At 40.5% G+C, this 13,302-nt stretch carries 14 protein-coding genes; 7 read left to right on the top strand and 7 right to left on the bottom strand.

Annotated elements, in window-relative coordinates:
* The first annotated feature begins 162 nt into the window (after window positions 1-162).
* Window positions 163-366 (top strand): alternative ribosome rescue factor ArfA, encoded by a 204-nt coding sequence (arfA, locus tag ESZ39_RS00985; protein ID WP_146877922.1) that lies wholly within the window; start codon window positions 163-165, stop codon window positions 364-366.
* An 88-nt stretch (window positions 367-454) separates the two neighbouring features.
* Here arfA and ESZ39_RS00980 read toward each other — a convergent pair whose 3' ends face one another.
* From ESZ39_RS00980 to cyaY, 5 genes are all read right to left on the bottom strand, one after another.
* On the bottom strand, window positions 455-1,645 hold the full coding sequence (locus tag ESZ39_RS00980; RefSeq protein ID WP_146877921.1) for a heme biosynthesis HemY N-terminal domain-containing protein: 1,191 nt from the start codon (window positions 1,643-1,645) through the stop codon (window positions 455-457).
* Window positions 1,645-3,192 carry a uroporphyrinogen-III C-methyltransferase gene (locus ESZ39_RS00975; protein ID WP_146877920.1) on the bottom strand — a complete coding sequence of 516 codons (1,548 nt, stop codon included), beginning with the start codon at window positions 3,190-3,192 and terminating at the stop codon, window positions 1,645-1,647. The genes ESZ39_RS00980 and ESZ39_RS00975 overlap by 1 nt, the downstream gene beginning before the upstream one ends.
* A gap of 67 nt (window positions 3,193-3,259) precedes the next feature.
* The gene (locus ESZ39_RS00970; RefSeq protein ID WP_146877919.1) at window positions 3,260-4,018 is read right to left on the bottom strand and encodes a uroporphyrinogen-III synthase; all 759 of its coding nucleotides are present in this window, start codon (window positions 4,016-4,018) and stop codon (window positions 3,260-3,262) included.
* Window positions 4,005-4,937 (bottom strand): hydroxymethylbilane synthase, encoded by a 933-nt coding sequence (gene hemC / locus ESZ39_RS00965; protein WP_146877918.1) that lies wholly within the window; start codon window positions 4,935-4,937, stop codon window positions 4,005-4,007. The genes ESZ39_RS00970 and hemC overlap by 14 nt, the downstream gene beginning before the upstream one ends.
* A 21-nt stretch (window positions 4,938-4,958) precedes the next feature.
* A complete protein-coding gene (gene cyaY, locus ESZ39_RS00960) occupies window positions 4,959-5,279 on the bottom strand; it encodes an iron donor protein CyaY (RefSeq protein WP_146877917.1) in 321 nt (106 codons plus the stop codon).
* An 83-nt stretch (window positions 5,280-5,362) separates the two neighbouring features.
* Here cyaY and lptM point away from each other — a divergent pair, with 83 nt between their 5' ends.
* The 6 genes from lptM to uvrD all read left to right on the top strand — a co-directional run bounded on the left by lptM (window position 5,363) and on the right by uvrD (window position 11,471).
* On the top strand, window positions 5,363-5,560 hold the full coding sequence (gene lptM, locus ESZ39_RS00955) for an LPS translocon maturation chaperone LptM (RefSeq protein ID WP_146877916.1): 198 nt from the start codon (window positions 5,363-5,365) through the stop codon (window positions 5,558-5,560).
* An 11-nt stretch (window positions 5,561-5,571) separates the two neighbouring features.
* On the top strand, window positions 5,572-6,822 hold the full coding sequence (gene lysA / locus ESZ39_RS00950) for a diaminopimelate decarboxylase (protein WP_146877915.1): 1,251 nt from the start codon (window positions 5,572-5,574) through the stop codon (window positions 6,820-6,822).
* 17 nt (window positions 6,823-6,839) lie between these two features.
* On the top strand, window positions 6,840-7,670 hold the full coding sequence (dapF, locus tag ESZ39_RS00945) for a diaminopimelate epimerase (RefSeq protein ID WP_146877914.1): 831 nt from the start codon (window positions 6,840-6,842) through the stop codon (window positions 7,668-7,670).
* Window positions 7,667-8,377 carry a DUF484 family protein gene (locus ESZ39_RS00940; RefSeq protein ID WP_223270188.1) on the top strand — a complete coding sequence of 237 codons (711 nt, stop codon included), beginning with the start codon at window positions 7,667-7,669 and terminating at the stop codon, window positions 8,375-8,377. The genes dapF and ESZ39_RS00940 overlap by 4 nt, the downstream gene beginning before the upstream one ends.
* Before the next feature lie 11 nt (window positions 8,378-8,388).
* Window positions 8,389-9,114, top strand: a complete 726-nt coding sequence (locus tag ESZ39_RS00935; protein WP_146877913.1) for an HAD-IA family hydrolase — start codon at window positions 8,389-8,391, stop codon at window positions 9,112-9,114.
* 182 nt (window positions 9,115-9,296) lie between these two features.
* Window positions 9,297-11,471 carry a DNA helicase II gene (uvrD, locus tag ESZ39_RS00930; protein WP_146877912.1) on the top strand — a complete coding sequence of 725 codons (2,175 nt, stop codon included), beginning with the start codon at window positions 9,297-9,299 and terminating at the stop codon, window positions 11,469-11,471.
* Window positions 11,472-11,779: 308 nt separating this feature from the next.
* On the opposite strand, the gene rarD is transcribed toward uvrD, so the two are convergent.
* Window positions 11,780-12,691: an EamA family transporter RarD gene (gene rarD / locus ESZ39_RS00925; protein WP_146877911.1), complete on the bottom strand. Its 912-nt coding sequence runs from the start codon at window positions 12,689-12,691 to the stop codon at window positions 11,780-11,782.
* Between the two features lie 91 nt (window positions 12,692-12,782).
* Complete coding sequence (locus ESZ39_RS00920) at window positions 12,783-13,238, bottom strand: thioesterase family protein (protein ID WP_146877910.1); 456 nt, start codon at window positions 13,236-13,238, stop codon at window positions 12,783-12,785.
* Window positions 13,239-13,302: the final 64 nt, after the last annotated feature.

Below are 13,302 nucleotides of genomic sequence, written 5' to 3'. Positions count from 1 at the left end.
TAGTTAAAATAGCTCAAGGCTGTGTTGCTCTCAATCCCAATAGCCAGCTATTGCTCAATCGAGCGCCTTACCTTGAGTTATTTTTCCTGCGCACAACAAGATCACAAACTTAATGGAACTGGTATAATTTAACTTAATGAACGAAGCAGAAGGTAAGCTAATATGACTGACTATAAAGTAAAAAAACACCAAAAAAATCAAGGTGGTTGTGAATTGGGCCGTGGGGTTATTAAAGATAATTTTTTAGCAGCGGTTGTAACGTCAAGACGGTATAAACAGCAAATAGTTATCGCTAAAAAAGGTAAGGGTGCTTATCAAAGAACGCAAAAACATAAAGGACAAGAGTCCTATTTAATAGCGGCTTAAACCATCGGGTTATAACCATTATTAAATAGGGTTTTTAAGCTTTATCACGTTTACCTAACACTTATCAGTGAGTGTTAGCCATGAGCACTTACAGGTGAATTTTTCTCAAGACTTGATTGGATTTTTCAAGTTGACCTTGGTGTTCAAGTACTTGTGCAAAAGCCAGTAAGTCGACTTTATCGTATTGCTTCTTTTCTAAGTTGACTAAGCTATTAAATGCCTTCTCTGCTAACGACCATTGCTGTGAAGCCGTGGCAAAGTGAGCAACCAATGACAACCAAAGGGCATTTTGTGGCGCACTGTGTAAATGTTTTTGTGCCGCTGCCATTAACTCATCAGCTTGGCTAATAGGTAATGTTCTGACCGCTTTTAGTAAGTCAATTGCCGCCCCTTTCTTTATTATCGGTAATAACAATTTTGCTAAAGGTGCATTAACTTGGTTTTCTGCTAGGACCTGACAATAAGCAAGCACGACTGTTTCTGATTGCTTCACTTTTTTTGGCAGTTGCTGATAATAAGCCATCAAGGTATTATTATCATGTTGCTTAATCTGACTATTAAAGGCGCCATAAAATGCTTGCTGTTGCCATTGCGTAATAGTTTGTGGATTAATCGATTTTTGCTTTTCGGCACTATTCAGTTGCTTAATAACATAGTCAAAACGCTGCTCAATTAAGCTTAACTCTATTTCTAACGACAATAGTCGTGCGTCATGACCAATATGTTTATGGTGTTGATCAATTACAGCGCGTGCTTGTGGGTAATTATGCTGACCGATCAGTAATTTTATTTTAATTAATACCGCTTCTAACCCTGCGTCTTTTAAGCTGCTAGTTGTTTTTTCTAGCAAGGATAAATAGTGGTCGGTGTTTGGTTTTAACGCTTGTTTTTGCGCAGCATCTGCGGCAACAAGGTATGCGATATGCTCAAAAGATGATGTATTAGCTGATGATTTAGCTAATAAGTGCTCAGCTTGTTTATAATCACCTAACACGTAGGCTGCAATGCCTTTGTTAAAATCTTTAAGCGCACGCCGACGACTGGCAAAAGCAATTTTATTCCAAGCAGCAAAGCTAAAGTTTAGTCCACCACGGAAAAATTTAAGGCTAAGTAGTAAGGTAATAAAAACCAACGTTAACATGATAACGCCAGCAACCACGGTTGATTCTATAACCGTTTCGCCAAAAGATATTTGCATATAGCCAGGGTCACTAATCAGTGTTGGAGCAAGGGCGACTAATGAGATTATAAAAACGATAAGTATAATTATTTTTATCATTACGCGCCCTCTTGCTGATCAACATTAACCGGCTCAATGACAGTTTCTTTTAACACTTCAGCTGCACTAGGCTTTTCTTTTGAAGGTATCACAAAGTTCTTTTTACGAGCTAATAACTGTCTAACGGCTGCTAGCGAATCTAATCTACTTGGGTATTCAGCGCTAATAACTTCATTTTTTAGCTTTAGAATAATATTTGCAAAGTTCTGATTGCTGATATCTTCCATATCAAAATAATCTTTAAGCCAATGATTAATTTCATTTAGTGACTGCTGATAAACTTCTTGATTCATTTTACTGGCAGCCCATATGGCGGTTTGTAACTTTAAGTTCAAATTTTCACGTAAGTTTTGTGTAAACTCCGGGGACATTAATGGCTTTGAATCTGCTGATTTTTTACTGATGGTAAGAAATTTAGCAGTAATACTGTGCCATGTTTTGGCAAGGTTTTCCCGCCAATCACTGGCATTTTCTGTTAATTCAACATCAATTTCTTGGTCATTATTTGCTGAAATATTAGTCATTGCCAGTGGTAATTGTTTAGTTTGTTGAGCAAGTGTCATCAGTTTTAAAATAACGTTATCTGTTGCTAGTTTTGGTAGCAATTGTAGCTTGGCGATATCTTGTTGAATAATTTGGCGCAAGGCGAAAAACTGTGGGTCATTTAATTGCTCAATCCGCAAGTTGGCGTCATTAAGTAAGGCAATAGCGGCACTAGTTTCTTTTTCTAGCCACAAGCTTCTTGACGCTACTCGAATAAGGTACTCCGCTTCTTGTAACAACCAATCACTAGGTTGTTTCTGACCTAAACTTGCTACTTGCTGTTGTAATTGTGTAATAGTTTCACCGTGGATTTTTGCCAGATTATCACGTTGCTCAAGGCTTTTGTGCAGCGCGTTTAGCTCAGTTGCACTTGCTTGTTCACGTTGTAAAAATTGCTCAGCAATATGCTGTTTATTTTCTAACAATTGTTGCGAGATTTGCTGCTGATTCTCTACTAATTGGCGTTTTACAAGCTTATTGAGTTGCAAGTTATACTGAGCTTTTTGTTGTTCACTCCAATAATAGTGACCGGCACTGGCGGCAATAGCTAATAGTGCCATAATTAACGCCACAACCGCCGTTTTTGAAATTTTCTGTGTACTTTGCTTAGCACGAGTTACTGTGCTTTTTTCTGCTGGCGTTGCTGTGCGGTCAGTTTTTGACTTGTTTGAAGTGGTAGATGCGGTATTTTTCACAGGTGCGGTGCTCTTATCATGGTTTTTACTTGATGATGGCTGAGTCTGACGGGTGCTTTGTCCAGCCGTTGCCGTGCTTTTAGCTTCATTTTTATTTTGTGCTTTATCTTCAGGTATATAGGGAACTTTATCTGGCGTTTGTGCTGAAGATTTTTCGCTATCCTCAACTGTTGCCGGTTTATTCGAAGACACAGTTAATGGTGCGCTGATAGTACTTGAAGTAGACAAGTCGGCTTGATTTTCAATGTTGTCGTCAGCAGCTGAAGTATTATCAGCTTTGGTTTGCTCGGGTTTTTTTTTATCGCTCATGAACTGATCCCATCTTACATGTTGGCGCTAAGCATATTAAATATATTAGGCTAATATGCTGTTTATATCACTTGCTATGACTTAATTCCTGGCCATAGGCTAGCGCATTAATAATGGCAGTGGTATTGGCGCCATGGGCATTTATTACTCGGTTAATACCCATTTCTTCTGCTTTGAGCGCAATTCTATTACTTGCCACAATCCACAGACATTGCTCTTGCCAGTAATTGTCTGAATTATCAATTAAGCTTACTATGAATTCTAGTAAAGCGTTACTAGTGATTAAGATACAATTTATCTGCTGTTGATGCCATGTTTTGATGACTTTTGGCGAGCAGTTTCGCCAAACACGCTGATAACTTTCTAAATAATGTACTGAGGCGCCGCGCCGTCGCAAATCTTCTGCGATAAGCTCTCGGCCACCATCACCACGGACAATGAGCACGTCTTTTGTTTGCACGTTTTGTAATGGCTGCAACGCCAACAGACCCTCGCTATCGTGCTTTGTAGGGACCAAGGCGTTTATGCCTAAAGTTTTTAATGCTTGCTCAGTGGCAGCACCAACGGCAATAACCTCTTTTGTCGACCATAAGGATATGGGCATCAGTTTATTGGCAAACTCTACTGCCGCGACGCTAATAAATATCACCAGCGGGCGAGTTAGTTGACGTTGTAATGCGCGTAATTGCTCAAGGCTGGCACCGTCTTGATAATCAAAGCACGGTTGACAATAGCTTTGATACCCCTGTTGTTGCAGACAACCTTGCAGATCGCGCCCAGCTTTTTCAGGGCGCGTGATTAATATTTTAAGCTTATGCTTGGTCATACACCTGACGGAGAATTTTGCCGGCACCTTTAGCCAATAATTGCTCGGCTAGCTGGTTACCTAATTGCGCAGCTTCATTAATGCTGCCACGAATTTCGCTGGTTAATATTTCACTGCCGTCAACCGAACCAACTAAACCTCGTAAATATATTTCTTGATTTTCAAGTACAGCATAACTGCCAATAGGTACCTGGCAACCGCCTTCAAGCGTACGATTCATCGCACGTTCTGCCACTACGCGAATACGAGTTTCTTCACAGCCTAACGGGGCTAATAATGCTTTAATAGTGACATCATCAATACGACATTCGATACCAACTGCACCTTGGCCATTCGCCGGTAACATTACCTCTGGGGCAATATATTCGCGAATACGTTCAGGCATTTTTAAGCGAATAAGCCCAGCTGCAGCTAAGATAATGGCGTCATACTCACCATTGTCGAGTTTTTTAAGCCGGGTATTGACGTTACCACGTAGGTCGCGAATATCTAGATCAGGTCGCAGGGCCTTAATTTGACATTGACGACGTAAACTTGAGGTACCCACAATGGCACCTTGGGGTAAGTCGGCCAAGCTATTAATAGTGTTAGAGACAAAAGCGTCACGTGGGTCTTCGCGCGGACAAATAGTGTCTAGCCCTAAGCCTTCTGGAAACTCAACGGGCACATCTTTCATTGAATGTACGGCTATATCAGCACGATCTTCTAATATTGCCACTTCAAGTTCTTTAACAAATAAGCCTTTTCCACCCACTTTGGCGAGTGGCGTATCAAGAATAATGTCACCTTTGGTGGTCATGGGCACTAATTCAACATGTATACCCGGATGAAAATGCTCAAGTTTTGCCTTAACATATTCTGCTTGCCATAACGCCAGCGCGCTTTTTCGCGTTGCAATACGTACGGTTTTTTGGGTCATTTTAGTTACCTTATTTAATATTTATTGCTCAGTAATGACAATAGTTTCTTCTGCTTGTTTGCTAACCGCATTAGATAAAAACTGCCATAGCTCTCCGCCGCCACGTTTATCAAACCACTGATCATTTTCAAAGTGAAAGTGGTGGCCATTAAATTTTGTTGCTACCCAAATTTCACGTAAGGGTGCTTGCTTGTTGATGATGATTTTACTGGTGTTTTTAAAGGTGAGGGTTAACATCCCGCCAACACCTTCATAATCGATATCACAACCACAATTTTCGATGGCTTCTTCTATCGCTAGTAAGATGTTTTCTGCGGCTAAGTTGTACTGACTATCATTCATTAACTGTTCCTTTTTACTTGCGCTTTAAGATTGTTTACGCTTTGCTTGGTATTTGTTGGTCATGGCATTATAAAACGTCTATCATGGGAAAAAAATCGAATAAATCAATTATGCGTAAAGAAATTGCAATTATTTTTTTCAGTTTGCTTAGTTTAGCATTCATAACAGGCTGCGGCATTAAAGGTCCTTTATATCAAACTCCTGAGCAACAGCAAGAGAACTTACCAAAAACAAGCCAAGAAACTGATAAAAATAGTGATAAAAGCAGTTTAAAACTTTAGGAATAACGGCATTGGACTTTTTTAATCGTAAACAACATGCATTATACGCTGAGCAATGTCCGGTTGCTGAGTTAGCAAAGCAATACGGAACACCGCTTTATATCTATTCACGCGCGACTATTGAGCGCCATTGGCATGCTTTTGATCAAGCGGCTGGAGAACGCCCACATCTGGTTTGTTATGCTGTTAAAGCCAATAGTAATATTGCGGTTTTAAATGTCATGGCGCGTTTAGGGTCAGGCTTTGACATCGTCTCAAAAGGCGAGTTGATGCGGGTGATTGAAGCCGGTGGTGATGCAAAAAAGGTAGTATTTTCAGGTGTCGGTAAAACCTCAGAAGAAATCACTTACGCGTTAAATCTGGGTATTTATTGTTTTAATGTTGAGTCAGCTGCAGAGTTAGACCGTATCCAATCTGTCGCAGAAGGGCTAAACAAAATGGCGCCGATTTCATTACGGGTTAATCCTGATGTTGATGCCGGCACCCACCCTTATATTTCAACGGGTTTAAAAGAGAATAAGTTTGGTATTAGTATTGAGCAAGCGCCTAAGTTGTATCAATACGCCGCCACCTTGTCCCATATTAATATTCAAGGGGTTGACTGCCATATTGGTTCACAGCTTACCGAAATATCCCCGTTTTTAGACGCACTCGATCGGGTATTAAAGTTAGTTGACGCATTAGCCGAACAAGGTATTACATTATCCCATATCGATGTGGGTGGTGGTTTAGGTGTTTGTTACGACGACGAGCAGCCGCCTCACCCTAAAGAATATGCTCAAGCGATTGCAGAAAAATTAACTGGTCGTGATCTAACGCTTATTTATGAACCCGGCCGTGCCATTATGGCCAATGCCGGTATTTTGGTGACTGAAGTAGAATACATCAAAGTCAGTGAAGAGCGTAATTTTGCTATTGTTGATGCGGCGATGAATGATTTGATCAGGCCGGCATTATATCAAGCATGGCAGGCGATTATTCCGGTTGAACAACGTGATGATGTCACCAGTGCGCAATACGATGTAGTTGGTCCAATATGTGAAACCGGTGATTTTCTCGGTAAAGATCGCACGCTGGCGATAAGTACAGGCGATTTGCTGGCGATACGCAGCGCTGGAGCCTACGGTTTTACCATGAGTTCAAATTACAACAGTCGGCCGCGTGCTGCTGAAGTGATGGTGGATGGTAGCGCAAGTTATTTAGTTAGAAAACGCGAAGCCTTAAGTCAATTGTGGCTGGGTGAAAGCTTATTACCTTTATAGTGTGAGATTGGATGTAGATGTTAGTCAATTTTTCTAAAATGCACGGTTTAGGTAACGATTTTATCGTCATCGATAATGTCACCCAAAATGTTTTTTTATCAAATGAGCAGATTAAACAGCTTGCCGATCGAAATTTTGGTATTGGTTTTGATCAAGTGCTCATTGTTGAACCTCCTTATGATCCAGATTTAGATTTTCATTATCGAATTTTTAATGCTGATGGCAGTGAAGTTGGGCAATGTGGTAATGGTGCACGTTGCTTTGCGAAATTTGTGCGTCTAAAAGGTTTAACCAATAAACATAAAATAAAAGTGTCAACGCAAGCAGGCAAAATGACCTTGTTTATTGAGCGTGACGGCAATGTCTCGGTCAATATGCCGGTGCCTCAATTTGAACCAGCGAAAATTCCGTTTACCGCGCAAAAAGCAGAAGGTACTTATATTCTGCGTAGTGATGACGAAACCGTGCTTTGTGGTGTGGTATCAATGGGCAACCCGCACTGCGTGTTAACGGTAGATAATGTAAAAGAAGCACAGGTAGCCCTATTGGGCGAAGCTTTGTCACTGCATGAACGTTTTCCTCAACAAGCAAATATTAGCTTTATGGAAGTGGTTTCACCTGAATATATTAAACTGCGAGTTTATGAACGTGGTGCTGCTGAAACGCTCGCCTGTGGTAGTGGCGCATGTGCTGCTGTTGTTGTTGGCCAAATGCAAAAGAAACTTAATCGCCAAGTTTTAGTTGATTTGCCTGGCGGACAATTGAAAATTTTTTGGAAAGGCCCCGGTAATTCAGTCAAAATGACAGGTCCGGCTGTGCATGTGTTCGATGGGCAAATAAATCTATGAATGAAGATAAAAATAAAGTTATGCAAGCAAGTGAACAGACCCTAAAATCAGCTGACGAAATACAGCTAACCGATGAATTAATTGTTAGTTATTTGCAAGAACATCCTGAATTTTTTAATCGTCAAGCCGAGTTTGTTACTAGCTTAAGGTTGCCAGATCATCAACGCGGCGCTATCTCTTTAGTTGAGCGTCAATTGTTACAACAGCGGGAAAAAATTCATAATCTGGAAGAAGAGATCACACAATTACTGGTAATCGCAAACCAAAATGAACAATTATTTGCCTTATATAGCGATCTTTATTTACGTTTATTAGACTGCACAACCGCAGCAGAATTACTTGATTGTTTGCATCAGGCTACCACTCAGTTGTTATCGTTTGATGCCTTCAAAGTATGGTTAACAAAGCCTGCTGCGGTTAATCACAGTGCTTTAATTACTGATGATTGCGCAGAAATAATGGCCAGCCGATTAGATAAAGATGAATATTATTTTGGCCGCTTACAACAACGTGAACAAGCATTAATTTTTGCTCAAGCAAGCACAGGATCTGTGGTTTTAGTACGACTAACGCACAACCAAGAAGATATTGGTTTTTTAGCTATTAGTAGCCGAGATGCTGAGCATTTTGATCCACGTATGGATACTTTATTGCTCAACCAATTTAAAAAATTGGTAGCAAAACTTTTACATCAATATATCTATTAGGTGCAAACATTGTGAGATTTTATCGCCGATTACACCCTTTTCATGCGATTAGCTTTGATTTAGACGATACGCTGTATAGTAATCAACCGATTATGGTGGCGACTGATAAAAAGATGGTCGCTTATTTAAACAAAAGCTTGAGTGATTATGGCATTAATAGCCAGCTATATAGTTTTGATTTTAGCTTTTGGACGCCTTTTCGCCAGCAAGTTATCGCGCAATCACCAGAACTACAGCATGACGTTGGTTTGTTACGAGAAAAAACTTATTACCTAGGCGCACTGTCGCTTGGCCTAACGAGTGTAGAGGCTGATATTTTTGCCGCTACCGCTTTAGTGTATTTTATTGAACAACGCAGTAACTTTATTTTACCGCAACAGACCCATGATTTTTTAACTTTCCTTAAGGGTAAAATGCCGTTAGTGGCAATTTCCAATGGTAATGTTGATACGCAAAAAATAGGTATCGCAAAGTATTTTACCGAGCACTTTCATGCCTCGATTGCAAATAAATTAAAACCTGACCGCGATATGTTTGATAAAACCTGTGCGGCTTTGCAAATTTGTCCTGAACAACTACTACATGTCGGTGATTGTGGTAAAAATGATGTTTTTGGTGCTATTAATGCGGGCTGTCAAACGGTGTGGTTAAATCCATATAAAGTGGGCAAGCCGCTAAAAGTTCTCCCGACTCTTGCACTTGACAACATTGAGCAACTTGCCAAAATATTGACATAAATGATTGTATTTATTGCTTTAAACCCAGGAATTTAAAGTAATACTGTAAAAATATCGTCTTGAAAGAAATTAACCCTACGTTGATCATTGATTAGTCGACCTGGCATAAGGATAGCGTTATCAAAATAGTGCTGAACTTGCTATGATAGGGTTATATTTTCGCTTTTTGATTTTACCTTGCTATGGATGTTTCTGAATTACTTGAATCGTTGAACGATAAACAACGAGATGTTGTTGCTGCACCACTACAAAATATGCTGGTGCTTGCCGGCGCCGGTAGCGGTAAAACCCGGGTTTTAGTGCAACGTATTGCTTGGTTAATGAAGGTTGAACACGCATCTCCTCATAGTATTTTAGCCGTAACTTTTACCAATAAAGCGGCGGCTGAAATGCGGGCCCGTGTTGAACAAACCGTTGATGGCAATGTACACGGCATGTGGGTTGGTACTTTCCATGGTTTAGCGCATCGTTTATTGCGCATGCATTTTCAAGAAGCGAAATTGCCACAAAGTTTTCAAGTGCTTGACTCAGACGATCAGCTGCGCATGATTAAACGTATTGTTCGCTCGTTAGAGCTTGATGAAAAACGCTGGCCTCCCAAGCAATTTCTTTGGTATATCAATGGTAAAAAAGATGAAGGCTTACGGCCGCAACATATTGATAGCCAACATGACGTGACTGAAGAGCTTTTTGTTAAAGTTTATCGGGTTTATCAAGACACTTGTGACCGCGCCGGCTTAGTCGACTTCGCCGAATTATTACTTCGCGCCCATGAACTTTGGTTAAATAATCCCGAGTTATTACAACATTATCAACAGCGTTTTGCTCATGTTTTAGTTGATGAGTTTCAAGACACTAACGCGATTCAATATGCTTGGCTAAACTTGTTAGGCCGAAAAAGTGGCAATGTCATGATTGTCGGTGACGATGACCAATCTATCTATGGTTGGCGTGGCGCAAAGATTGAAAACATTCAACGTTTTTTACAAGATTTTGACGGCGCAAAAACTATTAAACTTGAGCAAAATTATCGCTCATCCGCCAATATTCTTAAAGCCGCTAATCAGCTGATTGACAACAATAATAATCGTCTAGGCAAAGATTTATGGACTGAAGATGAAGCCGGTGAAAAAATATCTATTTATACTGCATTCAATGAGATAGATGAAGCACGTTTTATTGCTGGACGCATTGCTGATTGGCAAAAAAATGATGGTTCACTTGATGATGTTGCGATTTTATATCGCAGTAATGCGCAATCGCGTTTAATGGAAGAAGCGTTAATTCAAGCGAAATTACCTTACCGGATATATGGTGGTTTACGCTTTTTTGAACGTCAAGAAATTAAAGATGCGCTGGCTTACTTACGATTATTAAATAATCGTGATGATGATGCCGCGTTTGAGCGGGTGATTAACACCCCAACCCGTGGTATTGGTAATCAAACGCTGAGTTTAGTGCGCGATGGCGCAAGAAGCTTAGAGTGTACCTTGTGGCAAGCCTGCCAACACATGGTGCAGAACAAAGAGCTTAAAGGTCGCAGTGCCAAGGTTATTCAACAGTTTATCAACGTCATTGATCAGTTAGAAGACGACTCAAGCAAGTTAAACCTTGACCAACAAGCCAACTATGTTATTCAACACTCAGGCTTAAAGGCGATGTATCAAGCCGAAAAGGGTGAGCGCGCAGAAGCGCGTATTGAAAACTTAAACGAGCTAGTTAATGCTTGTCAAACCTTTGAGGTTGACCCAGAGCTTGAAGAAGAGCAAAGCCCACTTACCGCCTTTTTAACCCACGCAGCGCTAGAGTCTGGTGAGTCACAAGCTGATGAGTATGAAGCTGCTGTGCAGTTAATGACTATGCACTCAGCTAAAGGCTTAGAGTTTCCATTGGTTTTTATTGCCGGTTTAGAAGAAGGTATGTTTCCTTCGCAGCAGTCGGTTGAAGATCATGGTCGCTTAGAAGAAGAGCGACGTTTATGTTATGTCGGTATGACCCGAGCGATGAAAAAGTTATATTTATGCCATGCAGAAAGCCGTCGATTGTATGGTCAGGAAAAAAATCACAAGCCAAGTCGCTTCCTCAGAGAACTACCTGATGATTGTACCGAAGCCATTCGCCTGCAAAATCAAGTGAAGAAACCCGTTACAACAGGGAAATTTTCCTCGGCCCTGACCTTAGAAACCTTTGGCAATTCAGGTTTTAAACTTGGCCAAAATGTTCGCCATAAAAAGTTTGGTGATGGTGTGGTATTAAACTACGAAGGTAGTGGTCCGCAAAGTCGTATTCAAGTTAACTTTGCCGACGTGGGTTGCAAGTGGCTTGTTGTTGCTTATGCGAACTTAGAAACATTGTAAATTTTCCAACCAGTACACAGTTAACCGCTGCAACAAGTTTAAGATAAGTTGCAACGGCCTAACCCTATGGCGGCTATTAGTGTTGTTTAAAATACATCTGGCAGATAAAACCGTCTAAGTTATCACCCTCTGCGCTCATGTTGTCTTATACCAGTTCCATTAAGTTTGTGATCTTGTTGTGCGCAGGAAAAATAATTCAAGGTAAGGCGCTCGATTGAGCAATAGCTGGCTATTGGGAGTGAGAGCAACACAGCCTTGAGCTATTTTAACTAGTACAAGTGAGTAATAACTTAATGGGATTGGTATCACTATGTTGAGGCTGCTTTTATTGCTCGTCTTCTCGCTTTTACTGAATCAAAACTAAATATTGCTAATGCGGTCCAGATACAGGCAAAAGTAATTAATTTAGCAAAATATAATGGCTCTTGGTAATAAAACGTTGCCAAAATAAACATGATGCTTGGGCCAATGTATTGAAAAAAGCCTAAAGCCGTTAAGGTCATACGTTTTGTTGCAGCAGAAAAGCATAACAAGGGCGCGGTAGTGACAATACCAGTACAAATCAAGAGCATATTTAATGAGATATCGTTGTCTAACATATTGGTTGTACTTGTTTTTAAAAACACTAACCAATAAATTAAGGCTATTGGTAGCATCATCAGTGACTCGATGAGTAACCCAACAAACGAGTCTAAAGGCATGGTTTTGCGTAATAAGCCATAAGTACCAAAAGTGGCGGCCAATGCTAATGAAATCATCGGTAGTGAGCCCACCATAAAGAGTTGAATCATCACACCGATAAAGGCGAGTCCAACGGCAAATAGCTGCCAAGGTCGCAAGCGTTCACCTAAAAATATAACCCCTAATGCGACACTGAAAAGTGGATTAATGTAATAGCCCAGGCTGGCATCAAGTAAATGACCATTGTTAACCGCCCAAATAAACATAAACCAATTTATGGCGAGCAGTGTCGCTGAAATGGTTAATCGCAGGACTATTTTCGGCTGAGTAATGGTGGCAATAAAATGGCGTGATCTTTTGGTAAGTAGTACCACTAAGATTAATAAAACCGTTGACCAGACCACACGATGTACTAAAATTTCATCAGCATTAATATGGTCTATTAATTTAAAATATAGCGGGGCGATACCCCACATAGTATAGGCACTAATGGCACTAATAATACCGCCACGTAAGGCAGTTTTTTCGGATATTGGCATGGAATAAATTATGGGTTGAGGTTGGTGAGATAATAACCATAATAGCATTGTTTAGCTAAACAACCCATGTTAATAATAGTGATGGCGACTGTTATCCCACCATGTAAGTGCCCGTACCAAAAGCAATATGGTCGCCTTTTTCATTATGCATCTCCATGCGAGCGACTGCCACCTTGCTGCCACTACGAATAATTTTTGCTGTCGCAATAAATTTCTCTCCACGTCCAGGTCTTAAAAAGTCGGTACGTAAATCAATTGTGCTTAAACGGCCCAAGCTTTGTGCAATTATCTCGGGTGATAATTCAGGCAATTGAGTGAGGATATTTGCCGCAGCAACAACGCTACCGGCCAGATCAAGCGCGGAAGCGGTAACGCCACCATGAAGGATTTTTTGTGCTGGATTACCAATTAGCTTGTCGTCCCAGACAATGCTAACAGCTGACTCTTGGCTATTAAATTGGGTAATTTCTAAGCCCAATAGTTTGTTAAATGGCATGGCTTGGTTCCAATATTGAGCAAGCTGCATAAACGTCTCTTCATGTGTCATAAGCTTTCCTTTTGGTCAGATGAGATAAAAGAATAACAATAATTACGCTGATATTGAAAATAAA

It is taken from the genome of Colwellia sp. C1TZA3, from assembly GCF_007954265.1.
Classification (GTDB): domain Bacteria; phylum Pseudomonadota; class Gammaproteobacteria; order Enterobacterales; family Alteromonadaceae; genus Cognaticolwellia.
This window is presented reverse-complemented; position numbering and strand designations above follow the sequence as displayed.